Raw genomic sequence first — 24,230 nt, forward strand, 5'->3', positions numbered from 1 at the left:
GGCCCTACCGTGGCCGGTCGGCGCGCATGCTGCGGCTGCACAGGACGCGGGTGACCTGGATGGCGATGACGACGCGGGTGGGGTTCTCGCGGGGGGTTTTGTAGCGGGCGGTGTAGCGGGCTTCGGCTTCGTGGACGCTGTCCGGGTCTTCGAGGACGGTGGCGGGGCCCTCCAGGGTGAGGTAGCGGGCGCCGTCGACCTGGCTGACCGCCGCGTACCCGGAGTTGCGGACGTTGCGGGCTTTGGTGGTCTTGGTGTCGGTGATGATGCGGGCCAGGCCGGATTCGGTGTCCCAGGTGAAGCCGACCGCGACCACGTGCGGGGTGCCGTTGGCGCGCAGGGTGGTGACGGTGGCGAGGTGGCGCTCGGTGAGGAAGTCGAGTGCGGCGGGGGACAGGTCGGCGGCGGTGATCGGCATGGCACGACCGTAGCGTCAGCGCGGGCCGGGGCAATGACAGACTGGGCGCATGGGATTGCGCGGTGGGGTTGCCGACGGGCCGGTGCTGGTGCTCGGTGGACGAAGTGAGATCGGGCTGGAAATAGCGCGGCGGCTCGCGCCGGGGCAGGTGGTGATTCTCGCGGCGCGGCGCAGCGGCGAGCTGAGCGCGGAGATCGCCGCGGTCGAGGCCGCCGGGGCCACCGCGGTGCACGCGGTGGAGTTCGACGCCGACGACACCGCGAGCCATGCGGCGCTGCTGGAGAAGATCGCGGCCGAGTACGGGCGGATCGGCGTCGCGGTGCTCGCGTTCGGGATCCTCGGCGATCAGGCTCGGGCCGAACAGGATCCGGCACACGCGGTGGCGGTCGTGCACACCGATTACGTCGCGCAGGTCAGCGTGCTGACGACGCTCGCGAATCTGCTGCGGGCCCAAGGCGACGGGCAGATCGTGGTGTTCGGCTCGATCGCCGGAGTGCGGGTGCGCCGCGCCAACTATGTCTACGGTTCGGCGAAAGCCGGTTTGTACGGGTTCGCCAGCGGGCTCGCCGACGCGTTGCACGGCAGCGGTGTGCACCTGATGCTGGTCCGCCCCGGGTTCGTCATCGGACGGATGACCGAAGGAATGGATCCCGCACCCTTTTCCAGCACTCCGGACCAAGTCGCCGACGCGGTCGTCGACGGGTTGCGCAAGCGCGCGGCCCGCGTCGCCGTGCCGCGCATCATGAACCTGGTGTTCGTAGCGACCCGCTTCGTGCCGCGGTCGATCTGGCGGCGGATGCCGCGATGAGCCTGCCCTCGATGCTCGCAGGCTCGGCTCGGCCACTTGATGTGCGCTTGGGCGCGGCGGCTGGCCGACAGCTCTCGGTCGCTGTCGTGCGGACTAGGGCAGTTACTGCTGGGCAAGGGAACTCGACGTGGTTGGCAGCCGCCGGACGTGGGCCGCGCCAGTATGCGCAGAGGCAGCCGCGGTGACGGAGCCGAGGTGGTCCGGTACGCCGATTGCGGTGGTGGGGATCGGGGCCGACGGCTGGGACGGCCTGAGTCGCGTTGCGCAGGAGGCGGTGCGCGGGGCGGAAGTGCTCTTCGGGTCGGTGCGGCAGTTGGAGCTGGTGCCGGAAGAGGTTGCGGGGGAGCGGGTTTCGTGGCCGTCGCCGCTGGTGCCCGCGTTGCCGGAGCTGTTCGGACAGCATGCCGGACGCAAGCTCGCGGTGCTGGCCAGCGGGGATCCGATGTTCTACGGGATCGGGGTGACGCTGGCGCGCTTGTTCGGGGCGGACGCGCTACGGGTGTTGCCGCAGCCGTCGTCGGTGTCGCTGGCGTGTGCGCGGCTGGGGTGGGCGCTGGCGGAGGTGCCGGTGGTGAGTGTGGTGGGGCGGCCGCTGCCGACGGTGCTGCCGGAGTTGAGCGGCGGCCGGCGGGTGCTGGTGTTGAGCGCGGACGAGAACAGTCCGGCGCGGCTGGCGGAACTGCTGGTGCGCAACGGGTTCGGAGCGTCCCGGATGACGGTCTTGGAGCAACTGGGCGGGCCGGGGGAACGGCGCTGTTCCGGCGACGCGCAGGAGTGGCAGCACGAGCCGGGTGACCCGCTGAACATCGTCGCGATCGAGTGCGTGGCCGATCCCGCGCATCCTCGAGTCACCCGTATCCCCGGGCTGCCGGACGAGAGTTATGACGGCGACGGCCAGCTCACCAAGCGCGAGGTGCGGGCGCTGACCTTGTCCGCGCTGGCGCCCGCGCCGGGGGAGTTGCTGTGGGATGTGGGCGGCGGGTCGGGGACCATCGCGATCGAATGGTGCCGGACGCATCCGGACTGCCGGGCGGTGACCTTCGAGCGCCTCGAACCCAGGCGGCGGCAGATCGCCGGCAATGCCGCCGCACTGGGCGTCCCGCACCTCGATGTGCGTGGCGAGGTGCGGGCCGAGCTGGAGAACTCGACCGAGTTGACGCCTCCGGACGCTATTTTCGTCGGTGGCGGGCTGACCCAGGATGGCGTACTCGAGACATGCTGGTCCCATCTACGCCAGGGCGGTCGGCTGGTCGTCAACGCGGTGACGGCGGAATCCGAAGCGCTGCTGCTGAATTGGGCCGCCGCGCACGGCGGTGATCTGCGGAAGTTTCAGATCTACCGGGCCGAACCGCTCGGTGGATTCACCACCTGGCGGCCGCAACTGCCGGTCACCCAGTGGTCGGTTGTCAAGGCTGCCTCGCTGTGAAATCCCCATTCTGCAGGTGATTCCCGCGCGCGGCCCCGGTAGGGTCGGTCCCCGAGATCCGACCTTGATCTTCGGGTCCGTATTCCTGATGTGGAGTTGTATGAGATACAAGAAATTTGCCGCCACCGCGATCATCGCCGCCGCTGCCACCGGCATCGCCGCGGGCACGGCCGGCGCGGCGCCCGCGGTGCCGGCTCCCGCCGTGCAGAACCAGGCCGCGCCCGCGGTGCAGGGCGAGGACCAGGGCGTGAACTACGCGGTACAGCTGGCCGACAAGTCGATCGTGGCCGCCCTCACCGGCGGTGCCTTCAGCCTGGACGCCGACAAGAAGTACGTCACGGTGAAGAACACCGAGGGCGCGGTCGTCACCCAGATTCCGCTGGCCGCCCAGGTCGGCGAGCAGCTGATCCCGATCGCGGCGACCATCGACGAGGCCGGCCAGAAGCTCACCCTCACCCCCGAGCTGAAGGACGTGAAGCTCAGCCCCGACGCGGCGAAGCTGCAGGCCGAGGCCATCGGCTCGCAAGAGTGGTTCTTCGCCGAGTTGCAGCGCGCCTCGCTCGGCGCGGTCATCGGCGGCATCATCGGCTTCCTGTTCTTCGGCATCGGCATCTTCCCGGGCGCGCTCATCGGCCTGCTCATCGCCGGTGGCCCGAGCCTGATCAACGCGGGCATCGCCTACTTCAGTGGGCAACCCTGAAAATCCTGATTCTGGGCGGCACCCGGGAAGCCCGGGAATTGGCCCAACTCGCTTCCGGCGAGCGCGGATTCGACATCGTCTCCTCGCTCGCCGGACGCGTTCGCGACCCGCAGCTGCCCGCGGGCGCGGTGCGCATCGGCGGCTTCGGCGGGGCGGACGGGTTGCGAGAGTGGTTGGCGGCCAACGAGATCGATGCCGTGGTCGACGCTACCCATCCCTTCGCGGCTGCCATGAGTTCGCACGCCGCCACCGCCGCCACGGAGCTCGGTCTGCCGCTGCTGCACGTGCGCCGGCCGGGGTGGGTCGAATCGCCCGGCGACCAGTGGATTCGCGTCCCCGATCTGGCTGGAGCCGCCGACGCGCTCGCCGGTCTGGGCGAGCGCGTCTTCCTGACCATCGGCCGCCAGGGGGTCGCTGCCTTCGCGGGCCTGCACCGGCACTGGTTCCTGATCCGGGCGATCGATCCGCCCGAGGGCGCGGTGCCCACCCGGCATCAATTGCTGCTCGCGCGTGGGCCTTTCACCGAGTCCGAGGAGTCCGGGCTGCTCGCTGAGCATCGCATCGACGTGCTGGTCACCAAGGACAGCGGCGGCGCGCTTACCGACGCCAAACTCGCCGCCGCGCGCGCCGCCGGGCGGCCGGTCGTGGTCGTGGACCGGCCCGCGCTGCCACCGGGCGGCACCGTGGTGAACTCGGCGGGCGATGCCTGGACTTGGTTGCGGCGCACACCGTCCGCGTCCGGATAGCTCAGTCGGCGAGGAGTCCGGGGAGCCGTTCGAACCACTCCAGGACGCCTCGTTCGTAGTTGATGCCGAAGGCGAGGGTGGCGCGCAGGTGCGCGGGCATCTCGGTGGGTTCCTGGGCGAGGTATCCGTCCAGCCGTTTCTGGTGGATCTCCCGGTTGGCGGCGATGATTCGATCGCGATGTCCCGGCTCGAGATGGTTGCCGAAGGCCAGCGTCAGCAGCAGTGGCACCCGGATGGTCTCGGCTCCGGGATCGCGGGAGATCCACTCGTGGAAGGCTTCCCGGCCCGGCTGGGTGATCTGATACGGCGTCCGGTCGCGCGCGCCGACGGGGCCTTTCTCCACCAGTCCGGCCGTATCCATCGCGGCGAGCTCGCGGTAGACCTGGCTCTGGGTGATGGTCCAGAAGTCGCCGATCCGTTCCTGCGCCAAGGTGGTCAGGTCCCATCCGGACATCGGGCCCTCGTGCAAGAATCCGAGCAGCGACGCCGCTGTGGAGTTCAGCGATTTGCGCCGGGTCGTGGTCTCGCTCACCGATCCGCTCCCTTCACCTCGCCATATTCCTAAGTGGAATATTAGCTGATCGGTGCCGGGAGCGGCCGGCGGCACGCCGGTTACGGCTTGCTGATCTCCACCTGGATCTCGGTCACCCAGTCCGCGACGTCGTCGGGGCAGTGCAAGTAGACCTCGCGGGCGAAGCCGTGCTGCCGGTAGCCGTTGTCCGCGATCCACCGCCCGACGGCCTGGTAGGTCTCCTCGACGAGGTCCATGGCGCCGCGGTGGATCGCGGTCGCGGCCTGCTCGATCGCGGGCAGGTCGACGATCTCGAAGTCCAGCGCGGAGTCGGGCGGGTCGTTCACCGGCATGCCCGCGTGGACCAGCACACTGTCACCCTCGGCCGGTTCGTAGGCGGCGATTCCGGGTCCGGTGATCGCGAGGCCCGCGCGTTCGAGGCGCGCACAGATCTCGGGGTACAGGGGCTGGATCACCGGACCGATATCCTCCGGCGCGTAGGACGCGGCCTTCGCGGTGAGCCGCGCGACGCGGACCGGGGCGATCTTCTTGAGCACGATGTCGTCGGTATGCATGACGCCTTCTCTTTCGATTGCTCGCAGACGTGCCTCCACTCGGCGCAACCTGGCCTCGTCGGCCGCGATCTGCTGCCGCAGTTCCGCGCGCCGCAACGAGAGCATCCCCTGCAACTGCTCCAGCGAGATCTGCTCGTCGAGCACTACCTTGACCTGATCGAGGGTCAGGCCTAGATCCTTGAGGGCGACCAGCCGGTTGAGCCGGGACAGCTGGGCGACCTCGTAGAAGCGGTAGCCCGAGGCCGGGTCGACGTACGCGGGCCGGAGCAGATCGACCGCGTCGTAATGACGCAGCATCCGCACCGACACGCGACCGAGGTGGGCGAAGTCTCCGATACTGAACATGACCGCTTCTGTGTAGGAGCTGACACCGTGTCAGGGTCAAGCGAGGGGTTCGCTAGGTGTCGTAGCGGCGTGAGGTGAAGACGCGAGGTCCGTCCGGCGACTCGAACACCGAGGTGGTCGAAGCGCCGATGATCAGCAGGGTGCGCATGTCGACGTCGGACTGCTCCAGGTCGGACAGGGCGATCACCCGGACCGATTCGGTGGGGCCGCCGACGTCGCGGCCGAGCACCACGGGAGTGTCCGGCTTGCGATGCTCGAGCAAGAGATCGCGCATCGCGCCGACCTGCCAGGTGCGCTCGGAGGAGGCGGGGTTGTAGACGGCGATGGCCATGTCGGCGGCGGCGACCGCCGAAAGTCGTTGCGCCACCACCTCCCACGGCTTCAGGCGATCGGAGAGCGAGATCATCGCGTAGTCGTGGCCGAGGGGTGCGCCGACCCGGCTGGCGACCGCGTTGGCGGCGGTGAGGCCGGGCAGGACCCGCACCGGGACATCGCGCCACTGCGGGTCGGCGGATTCTTCCAATACCGCTGCGGCCATGGCGAAGACGCCGGGGTCGCCGGAGGAGACCACCGCGACTTTCGCGCCGTTCTTCGCCAGATCCAGTGCCATGGCGGCACGTTCGGATTCGACCTTGTTGTCGCTGGCGTGCCGGCGCTGGCCCGGCCGTTCGGGGACCCGGTTGATGTAGGTGGTGTAGCCGACGAGATCGGTGGCTTCGGCCAGGGTTTGACGCACCTCGGGGGTGGTCCAGTCCGGAGATCCGGGGCCCAGTCCGATCACGACCACCTCGCCGACACCGCCGCCGGTCGGCGACGAGGGCGAGCCGCCTTGCTGGGCAACCGAATTCACGCTGGATGACGCCGGCAGCGTGACGATATCCGACCCGTCGACCGGTACGTTCGCGGTGCCGGAGCGAGTTGGGGATTCGACCGGGGTAGGCGACTCGGCCGGCACGCCGGCCAGCTGTTCGAGCCGGTGTGCCGCGGCGCTCCTGGTGTGCGGGAGCGGTGCGGTCGGCGTGGGGCCGGGGACCAGGGTGATGGAAAAGTACGGCACGTCCGCGTCGTCGACCTCGGCGGCGTCGAGGACGCGCTGCCGGGTGGAGCTGGCGCGTTCGATGTAGTAGGCGTCGTCCAGGCGTCCGGAGTCCGAGAGTGCCTGGCGCACACCGGGATAGGTGCGGCCCAGTTTCATGATCGCGGCCGCGTCGGTGTCGCGCAGCCGGCGCGTGAGTTCCTCGGTGGGCATGGTGCCGGGCAGGATGGTCAGGACCTGTTCGCCCTCGACCAGCGGGGTGCCCAGTGCCGCCGACGCCGCGCTGACCGAGGTGATGCCCGGAATGATCTCGGCTTCGAACCGGTCGGCCAGACGGCGGTGCATGTGCATGTAGGAGCTGTAGAACAAGGGGTCGCCGGCGGCGAGCAGCGCGACGCTCCGGCCCGCCGTCAGGTGCGCGGCGAGGCGTTCGGCGGCTTCCTCATAGAACTCGTCGATAGCGCCCTGGTATCCGCCCGGATGGTCGGTGGTCTCGGTGGTCACCGGGTAGACCAGGTGCTCCTCGAGCTGATCCGCGCGCATATACGGCGCGGCGATGCCGCGCGAGATGCTGCGCCCGTGCCGGGCGCTGTGGAACGCGATGACATCGGCCGACTCGATGACCTTGGCGGCCTTGACCGTAACCAGCTCGGGGTCACCAGGCCCCAGGCCGACACCCCAGAGCTTGCCCGGCGTTGTTCCGGCGGAAGGCGCACTACCGGGCCGCCCTGTGTCGGTCGCGGTCTGCTCGGCCGGGACCGCGCCCTGGTTGTCGGCGGTCACTGTGCTGTCGCTCATTCCTGTTCGCTCGCAATCGCATTCAGGGCAGAGGCGGTGATGGCGCTGCCGCCCCGCCGGCCGCGCACGGTCAGGTATTCGACGCCGCCGTACGCGGCGAGCGCGTCCTTGGATTCGGCCGCGCCGATGAAGCCGACCGGAATGCCGAGGATGGCGGCGGGGCGGGGCGCGCCCGCGTCGAGCAGGTCGAGCAGATGGAACAGGGCGGTCGGCGCGTTGCCGATCGCCACGACCGCGCCTTCGAGGCGATCGCGCCACAGTTCCAGCGCGGCGGCCGAACGGGTATTGCCCAGCGCGGCAGCGAGTTCCGGAACGCGCGGATCGCGCAAGGTGCAGATCACCTCGTTGTCCGCGGGCAGCCGCTTACGGGTGACGCCGGAGGCGACCATGTGCGCGTCGCACAGAATCGGCGCGCCGGCGCGCAACGCCGACCGCGCGGCCGCGACCACGCCGGGGGAGAACGCGATGTCTTCGGCCAGATCGACTTGCCCGCAGCCGTGGATCATGCGCACCACCACTTGCGACACGTCCGCCGGAAAACGGCTCAGCTCGGCCTCGGCGCGAATGGTCGCGAACGAGCGCCGATAGATCTCGGCCCCGTCGGTGAGGTAGCTGGCACGCACGTCGGACATGCGCACCACCCTAAGTCGAGCGCGGATCCGGCTCAGGTGCGGGGGCGCTCCAGGATGCGGGACATGACGATGGAACTGCGGGTGCGGCCGACCCGGGTGTTCTCGCGGATGTGTTCCACGGTGGATTCGATCTCGGCCATGTCCTTGGCCATCACGTGGACCAGGGCGTCGGCTTCGCCCGCGATCGTCCACACGCCGACGACCTGCGGGATCGGTTCCAGACTGCGGCGCAGCTCGGCCGGGGAGATGTTGTCGCGGTAGTAGACCTCGACGTAGGCCTCGGTGGTCCAGCCCAGCGCGGCCGGGTTGACCAGGGCGGTGAAGCCGGTGATCTGCCCGCTGGCGACCATCCGATCGACCCGGCGTTTCACGGCCGGAGCGGACAATCCGATCGCCGAACCGATCTCCTGGAAAGAGGCGCGCGCCGATTTCAGCAGATGTCCCAGGATCCGGCGGTCGAGGTCGTCCACGTCACACCCTTTCGAGTCCGGCGCAACGAATCGCTGTTTTCACGATCAACTACGCAACGGATTGATGTTCCTGGCGCAATGGTAGGTCATTTACCTTCGTGACAGCCTGCATACTCCGCGCCGACTCCGGGAGCCACGATGACTTCTGTAGCCACACCGAACTCACCCACCCCGCCGGCTCCGCCGGCTGCCATCCCCCTGGCCAACTCCGACTCGACCCCGGCGCGACGGCCGTCCCCCCGCCGTTTCGTCATGTGCCGCCCGGATCATTTCGCCGTCTTCTACGCGATCAATCCCTGGATGAATCCGGCCGAACCCGTCGATCGCGCGCTGGCGATCGCGCAGTGGGAGACGCTGCGCGCGGTGTACGAACAGCACGGCCACCAGGTCGATCTGGTGCCCGGCGAACCCGGCCTGCCGGACATGGTCTTCGCCGCCAACAGCGGCCTGGCCTACGGCGGCCGCGTCATGTCGGCGCGCTTCACCCACCCCGAGCGCGCCGCCGAAGGCCCCGCCTACCACCAGTGGTTCGCCCAGCGCGGTTTCACGGAGGTCGTCGCGGCGCAGGAAACCAATGAGGGGGAAGGCGATTTCATCCGCGTCGGTCAGCGCATTCTCGCCGCCACCGGTTTCCGCAGCTCGGTGCCCGCACATCGCGAGGTGGAGCACTACTTCGGCCGCCCGGTGGTCTCCCTGGAACTGGTCGACCCGCGCTTCTACCACCTGGACACCGCGCTGATGGCCCTCGACGAGGACAACATCGCCTACTTCCCGGCGGCGTTCAGCCCCGACAGCCGAGCCATCCTCAGCGCGCTCTACCCCGAAGCGATCGTCGCCACCGACGCCGACGCGGTCGTCCTCGGACTGAACGGCGTCTCCGACGGCTACCACGTCTTCCTCAGCGACCGCGCGCACCACCTCCAGGAAGCGTTGCGCGCCAACGGCTACCAACCCGTCGGTCTGGACCTCTCAGAACTCCTGCGGGCCGGTGGCGGCGTCAAATGCTGCACCTTGGAGCTGCACGACTAGGCCGCCACCGACAGGCCGGCTCAGCCCGCGCTGCGGATCTGGGTCAGGAACTCGGCGTTGGTCTGGGTTTGCCGGAGGCCGGTCAGCAGGAGTTCGATCGCCTGCTGCGGCTCGCGGCCCGCGAGGGTGTTGCGCAGGGCGCGGGTGGCGGTGCGTTCCTCGGGGGTGAGCAGCAGCTCTTCCTTGCGGGTGCTGGAGCGGTCGATATCGATCGCGGGGAACACGCGACGGCCGGCGATCTGGCGGTCGAGCTTCAGTTCGGCGTTGCCGGTGCCCTTGTATTCCTCGAAGATCACGGTGTCGGCGACCGAGCCGGTTTCGACCAGGGCGCTGGCGATGATGGTGAGCGAGCCGCCGTTCTCGATATTGCGGGCGGCGCCGAGGAACTTCTTCGGCGGGGCCAGGGCGCTCGCGTCGACGCCACCGGAGAGGATGCGGCCGGAACCGGCGGCGGCCAGGTTGTAGGCGCGGGCCAGGCGGGTCAGGGAGTCCAGTAGCACGACGACGTCATGGCCCATTTCGACCCGGCGCTTGGCGTGCTCGATGGCCAGCTCGGCCAGGGCGATGTGTTCGTGGGCGGGCTGGTCGAAGGTGGCGGCGGCGACTTGCGCCGGGACCGTGCGGGCGAGGTCGGTGACCTCTTCGGGGCGTTCGCCGACCAGGACCAGCATCAGCTCGCATTCCGGGTGGTTCTTCGCGATGCCGTGCGCGATCGATTGCAGCACTGAGGTTTTGCCTGCTTTGGGCGGCGCGACGATCATGGCGCGCTGGCCTTTGCCGATCGGCATCACCAGATCGGTGGCGCGGGTGGTGAGTTCGTGCGGTTCGGTCTCCAAGCGGAGCCGGTCCTGCGGGTAGATCGGGGTCAGGTCGGTGAAGTGCGGCCGGGACTTGGCGTTGCCGGGCGGCAGGCCGTTGATGCCGTCGACGCCGAGCAGGGGCGCGAGTTTCGCGCCCTCGCGTTTGGATCCGGTTCTGCCGGTGAGGATGTCGCCGCGGCGGAGTCCGTATTCGCGGACCAGCCGGGGCGGGACGTGGACGTCGTCCGGGCCGGGCAGGTAGCCCTGGACCCGCAGCGTCGCGTGGTTGTCTCTGAGGTCGAGGATGCCGGTGATCGGCATCTTCTGAATAGTGTTGTCTTGCATGATGTTTCCCCTGAGGGTGAGTTTCTGGGTGCGGCGGGTCGCCGGGAATTCCGCCTGATGGGAATGACGTGCGCTGCTCGCGCCGGGGCTGGAGCCTGGTTCGCGATATGCGGGACCGTCGTGGCGATGGGAAGGGTTTGTGGGAGGGAGCCGACACCTACGTCCACAAGATGGAGATGTCCCTACTGTAGCAGATCAGTCGACGCGGTAGCCGCCGGGCATGGCGGTGATGTCGGTAACCGCGCCGCGCGGACGACCGCAATGCCGGTCGCAGCCGGACCAGTGCTGGCGTCCCGCGGCGATGACGTCCTCAGAAGCCAGGTTCTCGCCAGGACTCGTCCGCCCAGCGGGCAGCACCCGGCCGGATTCGACGGCGTCGGCCACGTCGGCACGCACGTCGGTGCGGGATTTCGCGCAGCCGGGCCGGCCCGCGCAGGCGCTGACCAGCAGCCACGGCGAGTTCGCGTCGAAGATCAGGCCCAGCGGGGCCAGTACCCGCACCACCTGTTCGGCGACGCCCTCTTCGAGATCGGCGATGACCAGACTGCGCCAGGGCGTCACGAAGATCGGGCGTTCGATGGCGGCGAGGAATTCGGCGAGCCGGGCGGGCAGCGACCCGAGGCGCACTCCCGCGCCCAAGCTGACTTGGCCGTTGTCCTGGTCCAGCCAGCCGATCGGAATGTCATGGGCGGCACCGAATTCCAGCGGTTCCGCGGTGGCGGACAAGCCGAGGTGTTCGATCACCCCGCGCACGCCGCCGTCGACCTCGTGCAACCGCCACTGCCCGGAACTCAGCTCGAGAAATCCGTGCGCGGCGGCCAGCATGACGTCCACCGCGTCGGCGACCGATACCCGGATTCCGCTGTCGCGTCCGGCCAGGACCAGGGCGAAGTCGTCCGCGGCGACGGCGTGCACGCCGATATCGCCGCCGAGGCCGCTGATGTCGCCGCGCCCGTCGTCCAGGGTGAACAGCACTCGTCCGGGCAGCTCGGCCAGGCGCTGTTCCGCGCGCAATCCGGCGTCGAGGGCGGGCACCAGCGGATGGATGTCCGTCCAGCCGCCGACCCGGCCCGCCAGCGGCGAGGCCACGATATTGCGGACGCGATCATGACTGTGGCTGGGCAGCAAGCCCGCCGCTTCCAGCCGCCGGGACAGCTCGGCGGCGTCCCGCACCTGCCGCACCTGAAGGTTTCCGCGCGAAGTCAGCTCGAGCGTGCCGTCGCCGAGGTCGGCGGCGGCCGCGGCGAGTGCTTGCCACTGCGCGGCCTCGACCCGGCCACCGGGTACCCGGATGCGCGCCAGCGGGCCGTCGGCCGCCTGATGCAGCCGCAGCACACCGGGACAGGAATCGGGCACCTCGCGCGTCACACCTCGAGCCTACGAGTTCCCGATGCTCAGCTCGAGCCCGGCGTCGCCGCCGCGACCGGCTCGGGTTCCGCCGCGACCGGCTCGGCGACCGGTTCTTTACGCCGCCCCGGCGCCCAGAGAGCGACCAGCACCGCCGCTGCCAGCGTCAGGCAGCCCACCACCAGTGCCGCCTGTTGCACGCCGTGCATGAACGCGTCCTTGGCGAAGTCGGCGAGCGGTTGTGCTTGCGGCCCAGCGCGTTCGGCGACCTGCAGGGCCGCGGCGAGCGAATCGCCCACGGGTTCGCGGGCGGCCTCGGGCAGCTGCGGCAGCGCGGGCGCGATCTTCGCGCTGTACCCGGCGGCGAGCAGGCTGCCCATGATGGCGATGCCGATCGCGGCGCCGACCTCCCGTGCCGCGTCGTTGACCGCCGCCGCGACGCCGTGCTTCTCCTCGGGCGTTCCGGCGATGATCGCGGTGGTCGCCGGGGCGGTGCACAGTCCGAGCCCGGTGCTCATGATCATCAGCGGCCCCAGGGCTTGCAGGTAACTGGAGTCGGTGCCGAGCCGGGACATCACCAGCATCGCCCCGCCCAGGATGACCAGCCCGGCCAGCGTCGTCCAGCGCAGCCCGATCCGGTCGGCCAGCCACGGCGCCACCGCGGACACGGCGACCATCGGCACCACCATCGGCGCGATCGCCAGCGCCGAGGTCAGCGGCGCGTAGCCGAGGATCAGTTGCAGGAACTGCACCAGGATCATGAAGGTGCCGAAGGAGATCAGGAACTGGATGGTGATCGAGGCGGTCCCGCTGCCGAACCCGCGGTCGGCGAACAGGCGCACGTCCAGCATCGGGTTGCGGACCCGCAATTCGATGAGCGTGAACAGTCCGCCCGCGACCAGCCCGCCGCCGAAGAGCCCGAGCACCAGCGGGTCGAGCCAGCCGCGTTCGGGGGCCTCGATCGCCGCGATCACCACCAGGCCCACCGCGAGCGCGGCGGTGAGCGCGCCGAGCGGGTCGAGCGCGGGCCGGTCCTGATCGACGGATTCGGGCACCGTGAACGCGCCCACGGTGAGCGCGAGCCCGGCCACCGTCATCGCGAGGAAGATCGACACCCAAGACCATTGGGCCAGCAGCAGACCGGACCCGACGATGCCGAGCACCGCTCCCGCACCGGCGATTCCGGCCCACAGCCCGACCGCCGCGCCGCGGCGTTCCTCCGGGAAGCCCGCCGTCAGCAGCGACAGCGTCGACGGCATGACGAGTGCGGCTCCCACACCGGCCGCCGCCCGCGCCGCGATCAGCCAGACCGGGTCGTCGAGCAGCAACGGCACGGCCGAGGCGAGCGAGAACGCGATCAGGCCGCCGATCAGCACCTTGCGCCGGCCGAAGCGATCGCCGAGCGCGCCGGCGGGCAGCACCAGACAGGCCAGGGTGAGGGTGTAGCCGTCCACGATCCAGGTGAGCTGACGCTGACTGGCCCCGGTCGCCGCGGCGATCTCGGGCAGGGCGGTGTAGAGCGCCGCCATCGAGGCGATGACCAGTGTGACTGCGAGACAGGACAGTACGAGCAGCCAGCGCTGCGCCGCCGAGAGTCCGGGTTCGCTGGTTCGGGTGCTTGTCATCAGAACTCCGCTACTATCCGTATCGTTACGCTACTAGTGGTAGCACAAGTATCGTGGGTGGCGATAGACCTCGACGAGAGGAATGCTTTCCGGATATGAGCGCGACAGAGGACACCGGCGTCGACCCGCGACGACTACGTTCCCGCACCCGGCTGCTCGACGCCGCCACCGCCCTGCTGAAGTCCGGTGGGCTGGAAGCGATCACGGTCGAGGCCGTGACCAAGCTGTCCAAGGTCGCCAAGACCACCCTGTACCGGCACTTCGACAACGCGGTGCAGTTGCGCGCCGCGGCCATCGAGCGCTTGCTGCCACCGGCCATCGAAACACCCGCGCCCGGCCCGCTGCGGGAACGCCTGATCGCCTTGCTGGAACGCCAGTTCGCCGTGATTCGCGACGCGCCACTACAGGTGACGACGCTGGCCTGGCTGGCCACCGGCACCGACCGCGCCGATTCCGCGGACGCCCCCGCCCTCACCGCCCTGCGCCAGCGCCTCATCGACCAATACAGCGTCCCTTTCAATCAGGTGTTCGACACCCCCGAGGCCCGGGACCTCCTGGGCGATCTCGACCTCGGCTCCGCCCTCGCCCAACTGGTCGGCCCCCTGGTGTTCACCAAACTCATCGGCATCGGCCAGGTCACCCCCGCCGACTGCGCCCGCATCGTCGACGACTTCCTCTTCGCCCGCACCGGCCAGCGCCCGGAACCGCCCGGTCGGTAGAGTCGGTTCATGCTTGAATCTCCTGGTCTCGCAGACCGTTTCGCGATTATCGAAGCGTTCACCCGCATGTTCGTCTACTGCGATCAGAAGCGCTGGGACGATCTGGTGGGTGTGGTGTTCACCGAGAAGGTGGACTTCGACGGCGGATTCGGGGGCGGGGCAGGGGAGCGCCCCGCCGCCGACATCGTGGCGGACTGGCGCGAGGGCCTCGGCGGGCTGGACGCGGTGCATCATCAGGCCGGCAACTACTTGATCGAGCTGGACGGCGACACCGCCACCGCGCACGCCGACGCGATCGCCGTGCACGTGCGGAACTCGGCGGCCAACGGCGCCACGCGCACCTTCGTCGGCAGCTACAGCCTCGGGGCACAGCGGACGCAGGCGGGCTGGCGCGTCAGCAAGTTCCACTACCTGCTGAAGGTGATCGACGGCAACGCTGATCTGACCTAGGGGCCGCAGCGCGTGCGTGCGATCATTGACGACCTCATGTCAACTATTCGCTGGACCGAGCACGGGTCGACGGCGTCCGCGCGCTGGCATTCGGAGAACGCCGCGGTGGCGCCCGCCGAGGTCGTCGTGGTCGACGATCGGACGACGGCGAAATTCGCGTATCGCCTGGCGCAGGCGGGGACCGGGCTGTTGTGGCAGGGCGATTTTCACAACGCTCGTCAGCTCCTGCGCGCGATGGAGCGGCTATTCGCACGTCGGCGTCGCAATCCGCCGGCCGGTGGCGACCTGGCCACGCTGTTCTACAACCAGCGGGCGGAACGCGCCGAGCGGGCCGAGGTGCTCGGGAAGCTGATCGTCCGGCTGGCACCGGACCACTCGCTGGAGCTGCGCCGCGCCCCGGACGTGCGGGCGGCCTGTGCGCACGCTTACGGCGTGCCCGACGGGCCGATGTGCGTGTCGTTGTCCGAATTGCTGGGCGTGCTGAGCGCCTACCAATGGCATCAGAAGGGAGTCGAGGTCGCCGCGCTGGCGGGCCGCATTCATCCTGATTACGGCGTGTTCTCGCCGATCCGCGGCGAATACGTCGAGCTCGTCGCCGAGGCCGCGTGGCCGGACGGCGTCGATCAGCCGGTCGTGTTCGATCTGGGCACCGGGACGGGCGTGCTCGCCGCGGTGCTCGCGCGGCGCGGCGGTCAGGTCGTGGCCACCGACATCAACCGCCGTGCGGTGGCGTGCGCCCAGTCGAACATGGACAGGCTCGGGCTGACGTCCCAGGTCGAGGTCGTCCAGGCCGACGTGTGGCCGAGCGGGCGCGCGGACGTGGTCGTGTGCAATCCGCCGTGGATTCCCGCGCAGCCGACCTCGGCTCTCGAACTCGGCGTCTACGACGCCGGATCCGACATGCTCCATCGCTTCCTGGACGGCCTCGCCGCCCATCTCACGCCGGGCGGGGAGGGCTGGCTCGTGCTCTCCGACCTGGCCGAGCACCTCGGCTTGCGGACGCGGGCGGAGTTGCTCGCTCGGATCGCCGACGCGGGCCTGCGCGTCGTCGACCGACACGACACCGCTCCGCGCCATCCGCGCGCCAGCGATGCCACCGACCCCTTACATCGGGCCAGGAGCCAGGAGGTCACCTCGCTGTGGCGGCTCGCCGCCTAGGCGGCGGCGATCACTTCGATCTCCAGCAACCACGCCGGGTCGAAGATCTGGGCCAGCACCACCGTCAGCGCGGGCTGGTGATCGCCGAGCACGTCCTGGCGGATCTTGGTGTTCACGTCGGCGAGCGCGCGATCACTCAGAAAGCTGGTCACTTTGACGATATTGGTCGTGGCCATGCCCGCCTGCGACAGCGTCGCCACGATGTTGGCCCAGATGAGCCGGCATTGTTCGGCGGGGTCGGTGGGAACGGCGCCGGTCCGGTCCTCCGGGATCTGGCCGCTGACGAACAGCAGGCGGGTGGCATCGGCCACCTCCAAGCCGTTGGTGTAGCCGCCGATCGGCGCGGGCACCGAATCCGAGTCGTGCGCAATCAGTTCCACGACGGGTGAGCCTAGGCGGCCGGGGCTGATCTCGAGGCGAAGTCGGCAGACCCGTGCATCCGGCAGCGGAGCGCGCGACCATGCTGGGTAGCATCGTCATGCTCGGCGGGCGACGAGGAAACCGGTGCAATCCCGGTGCGGTCGCGCCACTGAAACAGCCAGACCCTCTCCGGCGAGCACAAACCCACCCATGGGCGCGTAACCCGAGGAAGGCCGTCTCTGTGATTCTGCTGCTGTCCACGTCCGACACCGACCTGCTCAGTGCCCGCGCCAGCGGCGCGGAGTACCGCTGGGGCAACCCGGCCCGGCTGCTGGTCGACGACCTGCCGGCCCTGCTCGACGGCGCCGATCTGGTGATCGTGCGCATCCTCGGCGGCAAGCGCGCCTGGGAAGACGGGTTGGAGGCGGTGCGCGCCAGCGGGATTCCGATGGTGGCGCTGGGCGGCGAGATCGCGCCGGACGCGGAACTGATGGAATGCTCGACGGTGCCCGGCGGCGTCGCCGCGGACGCGCACAACTATCTGGCGGCGGGCGGCGCGGAGAATCTGCGTCAGCTGCACAACTTCCTGTCCGACACGGTGCTGCTCACCGGCCACGGCTTCGAGCCGCCGGTGCACCTGCCCAGCTGGGGCGCGCTGGAGCGCACGGCCGCCGAGGTGGACGGTCCCACCGTGGCCGTCGTCTACTACCGCGCCCAGCATCTGGCCGGGAACACCGGCTACATCGACGCCCTGTGCGGCGCGATCGAGAACGCGGGCGCGAAAGCCCTTCCGCTGTACTGCGCCTCGCTGCGCACCGCCGAACCGGAGCTGCTCGACACGCTCCGCACCGCCGACGCCCTGGTGGTCACCGTCCTCGCGGCGGGCGGCACCAAACCCGCGACCGCCTCGGCCGGCGGCGACGACGAGGCCTGGGATGTGGCCGCGCTCGCCGAGCTGGATGTGCCGATCCTGCAAGGTCTGTGCCTGACCAGTGGCCGGGCGCAGTGGGAAGCCAATGATGACGGCCTGTCTCCGCTGGACGTCGCGACGCAGGTCGCGGTCCCGGAGTTCGACGGCCGCATCATCACGGTGCCGTTCTCGTTCAAGGAATTCGACGCGGACGGGCTGTCCACCTATGTGCCCGACGCCGAGCGCGCGGGCCGGGTGGCGGGTATCGCGGTGCGCTACGCCCGGCTGCGGCATATCCCGAATTCGGACAAGCGGGTCGCGCTCATGCTGTCGGCCTACCCGACCAAGCACGCCCGCATCGGCAATGCCGTGGGCCTGGACACTCCGGCCAGCGCCATTCGCATGCTCACCGCAATGCGTTCCGCCGGTTACGATCTCGGCGCGCCCGGGGAAATCCCCGGCCTGGAGGAGCAGGACGGCGACGCGCTGATCCACGCGCTCATCGCCGCGGGCGGGCAGGATCCGGACTGGCTGACCGCCGAACAGCTGGAGGGCAACCCGATTCGCATCGGCGCGGCCGTCTACACCAGCTGGTTCGAGTCCCTGCCCGAGGATCTGCGCGAAGCCGTCGTCGAAGCGTGGGGGCCGCCGCCCGGCGAGATGTACGTCGACCGGTCGCAGGACCCGAAGGGCGAGATCGTCATCGCCGCACTGCGTTTCGGCAATGTGGTGCTGATGGTGCAGCCGCCCCGTGGTTTCGGCGAGAACCCCGTCGCCATCTACCACGACCCGGATCTGCCGCCCAGCCACCACTACCTGGCGGCTTACCGATGGCTCAGGGGGGCGGACGGTTTCGGCGCCGACGCGATGGTGCACCTGGGCAAGCACGGGAACCTGGAGTGGCTGCCCGGCAAGACCCTCGGCATGTCCGCGTCCTGCGGCACCGATGCCGCCCTCGGCGATCTGCCGCTGATCTACCCGTTCCTGGTCAACGATCCCGGCGAGGGCACCCAGGCCAAGCGTCGCGCGCACGCCACCCTGGTCGATCACCTGATCCCGCCGATGGCGCGCGCCGAAAGCTATGGCGACATCTCCCGTTTGGAGCAGTTGCTCGACGAGCACTCCAACATCTCCACCTTGGACCCGGCCAAACTGCCCGCCATCCGCCAGCAGATCTGGACGCTGATGCGGGCGGCCAAGATGGACCACGATCTCGGGCTGACCGACCGCCCCGAAGAGGACGTCTTCGACGACATGCTGCTGCACGTCGACGGCTGGCTGTGCGAGATCAAGGACGTGCAGATCCGCGACGGCCTGCACATCCTGGGCCAGGCCCCGGCGGGCGAGACCGAACTGGATCTGGTGCTGGCCATGCTGCGCGCCCGCCAGCTGTGGGGTGGTGAGCAGAACGTGCCCGGTCTGCGAGAAGCGCTGGGGCTCAGCGAGTCCGGCGACGAGGCGCGCGGCCGGGTCGACGTCGTCGAGGCGCGGGCGCGGGAGTTGCTCGGCGCGCTGCAGGCCGAGGGCTGGTCCGCCGGGGCCGTCGACCAGCTCGTCGCCGACTTCGAAACCGCGATCCTCGATGGTCACCGGGCGGCGGACGAGGGCGGCGACGCGGCGCGCGCGTCTGGCGGCGCCGCGGATTCGGCGCGTCTGGCGGCGGTCGCCACGGTCCTGCGTTTCGCTGCCACCGAGGTGGTGCCGCGCCTGCGCCAGACCGGCGTCGAGGTCGACCGGGTCCTGCACGCGCTCAACGGCGGCTTCATTCCGGCGGGTCCCAGCGGTTCGCCGCTGCGTGGCCTGATCAACGTGCTGCCGACCGGTCGCAACTTCTACTCGGTCGACCCGAAGGCCGTGCCCTCGCGCCTGGCGTGGGAGACCGGACAGGCGATGGCCGACTCGCTGGTGCAGCGCTATCTCGCCGATCACGGCGAATACCCGCGCTCGGTGGGTCTTTCGGTCTGGGGCACCTCCGCGATGCGCACCTCCGGCGACGATATCGCCGAGGTGCTGGCGCTGCTCGGCGTGCGGCCGGTGTGGGACGAGGCGAGCCGCCGGGTCACCAACCTCGAGGTGATCTCCCTCGCGGAGCTGAACCGCCCGCGCATCGACGTCACCGTGCGCATCAGCGGCTTCTTCCGGGACGCCTTCCCGCACGTGCTCGCGCTGCTCGACGACGCCGTGCGCCTGGTCGCCGAGCTGGACGAGCCCGCCGAGTCGAATTACGTCCGCGCGCACGCCCAGGCGGATCTGGCCGAGCACGGCGACGCGCGGCGCGCCACCACCCGCATCTTCGGTTCCAAGCCCGGCACCTACGGCGCGGGCCTGTTGCAGCTCATCGATTCCAAGAGCTGGCGGACCGACGACGATCTCGCGCAGGTCTACACCGCCTGGGGTGGTTTCGCCTACGGCCGCGACCTCGACGGCGCGCCCGCCGCCGCGGACATGCGCACCGCGTACAAGCGGATCACGGTGGCCGCCAAGAACACCGACACCCGCGAGCACGACATCGCCGACTCCGACGACTACTTCCAGTACCACGGCGGCATGGTCGCCACCGTGCGCGCGCTGACGGGTAAGAACCCGGAGGCCTACATCGGCGACAGCACCCGTCCCGACGCGGTGCGCACCCGCACGCTGTCCGAGGAGACCTCCCGGGTGTTCCGGGCCCGCGTGGTGAACCCGCGCTGGCTGGAGGCGATGCGCCGGCACGGGTACAAGGGCGCGTTCGAGATGGCCGCGACCGTCGACTACCTGTTCGGCTACGACGCCACCACCGATGTGGTCGCGGACTGGATGTACGAGAAGCTGAGCGAGAGCTACGTTTTCGACGACGTGAACCGCAAGTTCATGGAGCAGTCGAATCCGTGGGCGCTGCACGGGATCACCGAGCGCTTGCTGGAGGCGGCCGAGCGCGGCATGTGGGCGGCGCCGGAGCAGGAGACGCTGGACCGGCTGCGTCAGGTATACCTGGAGACCGAGGGCGAGCTCGAATAGCGGTGGGCCGGGCGCGAGTTTCCGCTCGCGCCCGGGTCCCGGTGGAATCGCTGCGATTTCGTTGTAATAGGCGCTACCCTGTGTCCAGTCCGTGACTTCGGTGGCGAAGAAATCGCAACAAAACGACACGTCGGTTTTCTTGGGCCGGAACGACTCTCGATCCGGGCCGCGGCCCGGAATTCTGAATTACTCTCGGCGCGAAATCAATACCCTACTTCTGGGGTCTTCATTCCGTCACATTCATTGCCGTGAAGGCGCATGATTATTGAGTCCCATGTCCGTATCTCGGGGAACAACAATCGATTCGGCTGGATGATTGGAAGATCTTATGAAGTTCAGGAAATTTCTAGCGGCAACTGTATTGACCGTCGCTGCCACCGGCATCACGGCTGCCACCGCGAACGGCGCACCCGCTGCGCAGACGTTCAGTGGCTTCGATCGCGGTGTCGAGTACGTGGCAGCGGTCGCGCCGGACCACTCGGCGGCCACGCTCACCCTGGCCTCGGGCAAGTTCGAGCTCAGGCCCGAGGGCATCACCGTGATCGCGCCGGACGGCGCGGTCCTGGCATCGGTGCCGACCACGTTGCAGACCGCGGCCGGTCCGCTTCAGGTGATCCCTGAAGTCGACGCCGCCGCAAGCCAATTGACGTTGACGCCGGTCAACGCTCCGGCTCCGCAAGCCGCATTGCAGAACATCGGTGACGCCGGGACCACCGTCGCCGGCGTGCTGATCGGTTGTGCTGTCGGTGCGCTCATCGGCCTGCTGTTCTTCGTCGCGGGCTTCATCCCGGGCTGCATCATCGGCGGCATCATCGGTGGCATCGCCGGCGCCAACCAATGACCTAGGCCCAGGGTGGTGAATCCATAGCGGATTTCCCCGGCCGGGCGGCCGAGCCTTTTCTCGGAAAAGGCCGCTCGACCGGGGATCTCTGTATTCGTATTAGGCACACTCGCTTTTCAATTGGTTCAGTCGATTACCGCCGCCGATTATCGCGCGCCCGCCGCGCGCTGGAATCGCGCCGCCGTCACCCGCAGTTGCGCGGCGAGCTCCGGCGAGTCCAGCACCTCGAAATCCACGTCCAGCAACCCGAGATACAACGTCAATTGCTGCGCCGTATCCGAACCCACTTGCGCCACACAGTGATCCGGACCGTCCGGTTCTACCGCCACGGCCGCCGGCATACGCGCCCGCATCTCGGCGGCGGGAGCCGCGAACCGCACCCGTGCCCGATACCGCCACATCGCCGACCCCACCCCGCCCTGCACCCGTTCGGCCACATCCGCTTCGGGAATCTCGCGAGCGGTGAACCGCGGGCCGTTGGGTGTGCGCGGCGTGATCCGATCGACCCGGAAGGTCCGCCAATCCGCGCGCGCCGTGTCCCAGGCCACCAGATACCAGCGCCCGCGCCAATGCGCGAGCCGATGCGGCTCCACATCCCGGCGCGATCGCACTCCGGAATCCCCTGAACCCGAATGGGATTCGTAGTCGAACCGCAGTCGCTCACTCGCCCGGATGGTCGCCGCGATCGCTGTCAGGACCGCCGCGTCCACCGTCGCTCGCGGCTCACCCGGCACGTGCACCGTCGCCGCGGTCAGCGCCCGCACCCGATGCCGCAACCGGGACGGCAGCACCTGCTCCAGTTTCGCCAGCGCCCGTACCGAGGTCTCCTCGATCCCGGTCACCGCACCGTTGGCCGCCGTCGCCAAGCCGACGGCCACCGCGACCGCCTCCTCGTCGTCCAGCAGCAGCGGCGGCAGCGAACTCCCGGCCCCCAGCCGATACCCGCCCGCGGCCCCCGGCGTCGCCTCCACCGGATAACTCAGCGTCCGCAACCGCTCGATGTCGGTCCGGATCGTCCGCGTCGACACCCCCAGCCGCTCCGCCAGCGTGGGCCCGGTCCAATCCCGATGCACCTGCAACAGTCCGAGCAGCCGCAGCAGCCGAGCAGAGGTCTCCAGCATCCAGAGATTCTCGCACCCATCGCGGAAGGGTTTGTTCCGCAATCGCGAACCCGCCGCTCACGTCGTGGTCGCTGAGCGCGAGCCCGGAAAGCGGCATGATGGACACCGACGGCTCCGATCCATCGCGAGGAGGGCGGACAACATGGTCAACGACGTCGAAAAGCGATTCTCCGACGACGGCACCTACCGCCGCGCCGCGACCTACACCCTCGCGATCCTCGCCCTCACAGCCTTGGTCGCGGCCCTGACCTTCTGGTGGGCCGCGGCCCGGGCCCGCTGCTCCGGCGCCGACATCGTCCTCTGCGACACCACCTCGGTCGTCGCCGTCGTCTTCGCCCCCGGCGCGATCCTGCTCCTCGGCGGCCTCGGCGCCTTCGTCCTGACCTACCTGGCCTGGCGCCGCGGCAAGAACTGGGTCATCTGGCAGGGCGCCGGCTGGTTCCTCTTCGTCCTCATGACGATGTACCTCGCCATCGGCGGCACCACCGCGGGCCGCTAAAAGTTTTCCGGAATGCGGAAGGAAGTCTTCCGCATTGGCGCGGAGAGTGGTGTTCATGACGAACACAGCGCAGATCCGTCCCTTCCAGATCGAGATTCCGCAGGCCGAGATCGACGAGTTGCGGCAGCGGTTGGGGGCGACGCGGTGGCCGGTGTTGCCGGCTGGGACCGAAAACGATTGGAGCCGGGGGATTCCCGGCGGGTATCTGCAAGAGCTGGCCGAGTATTGGGGCGGGGCGTTCGATTGGCGGAAGCAGGAGGCGGCGTTGAATGCCTTCCCGCAGTTCATGACCGAGATCGACGGGCAGCCGATGCACTTCTTCCATGTGCGGTCGGCGGAGCCGACCGCGGTGCCGTTGCTGCTGGTGCACGGGTATCCGAGTTCGGTGGTGGAGTTCCTGGATGTGATCGGGCCGCTGACCGATCCGCGGTCCTACGGCGGGGACGCGGCGGACGCGTTCCATGTGGTGATTCCGTCGCTGCCGGGGTTCGGGTTCTCGACGCCGCTGGCCGAGATCGGGTGGGAGATGAAGCGGACCACCGAGGCGTTCGCCGAGCTCATGACGCGGCTCGGGTACGAGCGGTTCGCGACGCAGGGCAGTGATGTGGGGTCGGGGATCACCGGGCGGCTGGCGGCGACGCTGCCGGAGCGGGTGATCGCGAGTCATGTGGTGACCGACCGGGGGATGCTCGGGCTGATGGGGGAGCAGTTCCCGTTGCCGGGGCATCTGAGCGCGGACGAGCTGGCGTTGATCGCGGTCGAGCAGGCGAAATGGGCGCAGGAGAAGGGCTACCTTGTGCTGCAACAGCATCGGCCGCAGTCGCTGGGGCCCGCGCTCACCGATTCGCCGGTGGCGCAGCTGGCGTGGATCGCCGAGAAGTTCCAGAACTGGACCGACCCGGCCCGCTCACCGGAGGATTCGGTGGATCGTGACCGCCTGCTCGCCACGATCAGCCTCTACTGGTTCACCCGCAGCGGCGCCACCGCCGCCCAATTCCTCTGGGAGGTCGAGAATTCCGGCCTGGACTGGGTGGCGCCGTCGACTGTCCCCACCGGCTGGGCGGTCTTCAACACCAGCCCGGTGATGCGCTCGGCGATGAACCCCGGCGGCTTTATCGAGCACTTCACCGAGTACGCCGAGGGCGGCCACTTCGCGGTCATGGAACAACCCGGCCTGTTCGTCGACGACGTGCGCGCGTTCTTCCGCAAGCACCGCGCCGGGTAGTCAGGCGGATTCGGCGAGACCGGCGGAGCGCCAGGTGTCGGCCAGCTCCTGCAGGGGCAGGTCGAGCGCCTGGCTCAACGCCACCACGGTGCCGAAGGCGGGGGAGGGCAGGCGGCCGGTTTCGATCTTGCGAAGGGTTTCCGGCGACATGCCCGCGGCATGGGCGACGTCGGTGAGGTCACGGTCGCCGCGGGCCGCGCGCAGCAGCCCGCCGAGTCGGCGACCGGCCTCGATCTGGGCGGGAGAAAGCGGGAGACGAACCATGAGCTCACGCTAGCACGCCGATTGGTATTAAAATACCGAGGGCGCTACGGTGGTATTAAAATACCAACGAGAGGT

The 24,230-nt window shown here is 69.4% G+C and carries 23 protein-coding genes and 1 pseudogene; 12 read left to right on the plus strand and 12 right to left on the minus strand.

What is annotated here, in order from left to right:
- Positions 1-4: 4 nt before the first annotated feature.
- Entirely contained in the window at positions 5-418 is a 414-nt protein-coding gene (locus tag AB0M14_RS17330) for a PPOX class F420-dependent oxidoreductase (protein WP_364995429.1), read from the minus strand.
- A gap of 49 nt (positions 419-467) precedes the next feature.
- On the opposite strand from AB0M14_RS17330, the gene AB0M14_RS17335 reads away from it, so the two are divergent.
- The 4 genes from AB0M14_RS17335 to AB0M14_RS17350 all read left to right on the plus strand — a co-directional run bounded on the left by AB0M14_RS17335 (position 468) and on the right by AB0M14_RS17350 (position 4,098).
- A complete protein-coding gene (locus AB0M14_RS17335) occupies positions 468-1,226 on the plus strand; it encodes an SDR family NAD(P)-dependent oxidoreductase (protein ID WP_364995432.1) in 759 nt (252 codons plus the stop codon).
- 181 nt (positions 1,227-1,407) lie between these two features.
- Positions 1,408-2,652, plus strand: a complete 1,245-nt coding sequence (gene cbiE / locus AB0M14_RS17340) for a precorrin-6y C5,15-methyltransferase (decarboxylating) subunit CbiE (RefSeq protein WP_364995435.1) — start codon at positions 1,408-1,410, stop codon at positions 2,650-2,652.
- Positions 2,653-2,752: 100 nt separating this feature from the next.
- A complete protein-coding gene (locus AB0M14_RS17345; RefSeq protein WP_364995438.1) occupies positions 2,753-3,352 on the plus strand; it encodes a hypothetical protein in 600 nt (199 codons plus the stop codon).
- On the plus strand, positions 3,349-4,098 hold the full coding sequence (locus AB0M14_RS17350; protein WP_364995859.1) for a cobalt-precorrin-6A reductase: 750 nt from the start codon (positions 3,349-3,351) through the stop codon (positions 4,096-4,098). The genes AB0M14_RS17345 and AB0M14_RS17350 overlap by 4 nt, the downstream gene beginning before the upstream one ends.
- A 1-nt stretch (position 4,099) precedes the next feature.
- Here AB0M14_RS17350 and AB0M14_RS17355 read toward each other — a convergent pair whose 3' ends face one another.
- The 5 genes from AB0M14_RS17355 to AB0M14_RS17375 form a co-directional block, all read right to left on the minus strand.
- Positions 4,100-4,630, minus strand: a complete 531-nt coding sequence (locus tag AB0M14_RS17355; RefSeq protein ID WP_364995440.1) for a PadR family transcriptional regulator — start codon at positions 4,628-4,630, stop codon at positions 4,100-4,102.
- A gap of 80 nt (positions 4,631-4,710) precedes the next feature.
- Complete coding sequence (locus AB0M14_RS17360; protein WP_364995443.1) at positions 4,711-5,529, minus strand: MerR family transcriptional regulator; 819 nt, start codon at positions 5,527-5,529, stop codon at positions 4,711-4,713.
- Positions 5,530-5,581: 52 nt separating this feature from the next.
- A complete protein-coding gene (locus AB0M14_RS17365; protein ID WP_364995445.1) occupies positions 5,582-7,363 on the minus strand; it encodes a precorrin-2 C(20)-methyltransferase in 1,782 nt (593 codons plus the stop codon).
- On the minus strand, positions 7,360-7,995 hold the full coding sequence (locus tag AB0M14_RS17370; protein WP_364995448.1) for a precorrin-8X methylmutase: 636 nt from the start codon (positions 7,993-7,995) through the stop codon (positions 7,360-7,362). The genes AB0M14_RS17365 and AB0M14_RS17370 overlap by 4 nt, the downstream gene beginning before the upstream one ends.
- A 32-nt stretch (positions 7,996-8,027) precedes the next feature.
- Positions 8,028-8,465: an Lrp/AsnC family transcriptional regulator gene (locus AB0M14_RS17375; RefSeq protein WP_364995451.1), complete on the minus strand. Its 438-nt coding sequence runs from the start codon at positions 8,463-8,465 to the stop codon at positions 8,028-8,030.
- A gap of 138 nt (positions 8,466-8,603) precedes the next feature.
- Here AB0M14_RS17375 and ddaH point away from each other — a divergent pair, with 138 nt between their 5' ends.
- The gene (gene ddaH / locus AB0M14_RS17380; RefSeq protein ID WP_364995454.1) at positions 8,604-9,494 is read left to right on the plus strand and encodes a dimethylargininase; all 891 of its coding nucleotides are present in this window, start codon (positions 8,604-8,606) and stop codon (positions 9,492-9,494) included.
- A 20-nt stretch (positions 9,495-9,514) separates the two neighbouring features.
- Here ddaH and AB0M14_RS17385 read toward each other — a convergent pair.
- The 3 genes and pseudogenes from AB0M14_RS17385 to AB0M14_RS17395 form a co-directional block, all read right to left on the minus strand.
- Positions 9,515-10,687 (minus strand): annotated as a pseudogene (locus AB0M14_RS17385) (transcription termination factor Rho, short form); the annotation flags it as partial.
- 147 nt (positions 10,688-10,834) lie between these two features.
- Positions 10,835-12,007: a precorrin-3B synthase gene (gene cobG, locus AB0M14_RS17390; protein ID WP_364995457.1), complete on the minus strand. Its 1,173-nt coding sequence runs from the start codon at positions 12,005-12,007 to the stop codon at positions 10,835-10,837.
- Positions 12,008-12,033: 26 nt separating this feature from the next.
- Positions 12,034-13,611, minus strand: a complete 1,578-nt coding sequence (locus AB0M14_RS17395; RefSeq protein ID WP_364995460.1) for an MFS transporter — start codon at positions 13,609-13,611, stop codon at positions 12,034-12,036.
- Positions 13,612-13,706: 95 nt separating this feature from the next.
- Here AB0M14_RS17395 and AB0M14_RS17400 point away from each other — a divergent pair, with 95 nt between their 5' ends.
- From AB0M14_RS17400 to AB0M14_RS17410, 3 genes are read left to right on the plus strand one after another with little or no spacing between them, the layout of a single operon-like run.
- On the plus strand, positions 13,707-14,330 hold the full coding sequence (locus tag AB0M14_RS17400) for a TetR/AcrR family transcriptional regulator (protein WP_364995462.1): 624 nt from the start codon (positions 13,707-13,709) through the stop codon (positions 14,328-14,330).
- Positions 14,331-14,339: 9 nt separating this feature from the next.
- On the plus strand, positions 14,340-14,780 hold the full coding sequence (locus AB0M14_RS17405; protein ID WP_364995465.1) for a nuclear transport factor 2 family protein: 441 nt from the start codon (positions 14,340-14,342) through the stop codon (positions 14,778-14,780).
- A 36-nt stretch (positions 14,781-14,816) separates the two neighbouring features.
- Positions 14,817-15,938, plus strand: a complete 1,122-nt coding sequence (locus tag AB0M14_RS17410) for a class I SAM-dependent methyltransferase (protein ID WP_364995862.1) — start codon at positions 14,817-14,819, stop codon at positions 15,936-15,938.
- Here AB0M14_RS17410 and AB0M14_RS17415 read toward each other — a convergent pair.
- Positions 15,935-16,318: a RidA family protein gene (locus AB0M14_RS17415; protein ID WP_364995467.1), complete on the minus strand. Its 384-nt coding sequence runs from the start codon at positions 16,316-16,318 to the stop codon at positions 15,935-15,937. The two genes, AB0M14_RS17410 and AB0M14_RS17415, sit on opposite strands and share 4 nt — an antisense overlap.
- A gap of 221 nt (positions 16,319-16,539) precedes the next feature.
- On the opposite strand from AB0M14_RS17415, the gene cobN reads away from it, so the two are divergent.
- Both cobN and AB0M14_RS17425 read left to right on the plus strand, forming a co-directional pair.
- On the plus strand, positions 16,540-20,205 hold the full coding sequence (gene cobN / locus AB0M14_RS17420; protein ID WP_364995470.1) for a cobaltochelatase subunit CobN: 3,666 nt from the start codon (positions 16,540-16,542) through the stop codon (positions 20,203-20,205).
- Between the two features lie 361 nt (positions 20,206-20,566).
- Positions 20,567-21,046 (plus strand): hypothetical protein, encoded by a 480-nt coding sequence (locus AB0M14_RS17425; protein ID WP_364995473.1) that lies wholly within the window; start codon positions 20,567-20,569, stop codon positions 21,044-21,046.
- A 146-nt stretch (positions 21,047-21,192) separates the two neighbouring features.
- Here AB0M14_RS17425 and AB0M14_RS17430 read toward each other — a convergent pair whose 3' ends face one another.
- On the minus strand, positions 21,193-22,167 hold the full coding sequence (locus AB0M14_RS17430) for a WYL domain-containing protein (RefSeq protein ID WP_364995476.1): 975 nt from the start codon (positions 22,165-22,167) through the stop codon (positions 21,193-21,195).
- 142 nt (positions 22,168-22,309) lie between these two features.
- Between AB0M14_RS17430 and AB0M14_RS17435 the strand changes: the two genes are divergently transcribed.
- The gene (locus AB0M14_RS17435; protein ID WP_364995479.1) at positions 22,310-22,666 is read left to right on the plus strand and encodes a hypothetical protein; all 357 of its coding nucleotides are present in this window, start codon (positions 22,310-22,312) and stop codon (positions 22,664-22,666) included.
- A gap of 55 nt (positions 22,667-22,721) precedes the next feature.
- On the plus strand, positions 22,722-23,891 hold the full coding sequence (locus AB0M14_RS17440) for an epoxide hydrolase family protein (RefSeq protein ID WP_364995482.1): 1,170 nt from the start codon (positions 22,722-22,724) through the stop codon (positions 23,889-23,891).
- On the opposite strand, the gene AB0M14_RS17445 is transcribed toward AB0M14_RS17440, so the two are convergent.
- Positions 23,892-24,155, minus strand: a complete 264-nt coding sequence (locus tag AB0M14_RS17445; RefSeq protein WP_364995485.1) for a helix-turn-helix transcriptional regulator — start codon at positions 24,153-24,155, stop codon at positions 23,892-23,894.
- Positions 24,156-24,230: the final 75 nt, after the last annotated feature.

The sequence above is a fragment of the Nocardia sp. NPDC051832 genome (assembly GCF_040681285.1).
GTDB lineage: Bacteria > Actinomycetota > Actinomycetes > Mycobacteriales > Mycobacteriaceae > Nocardia.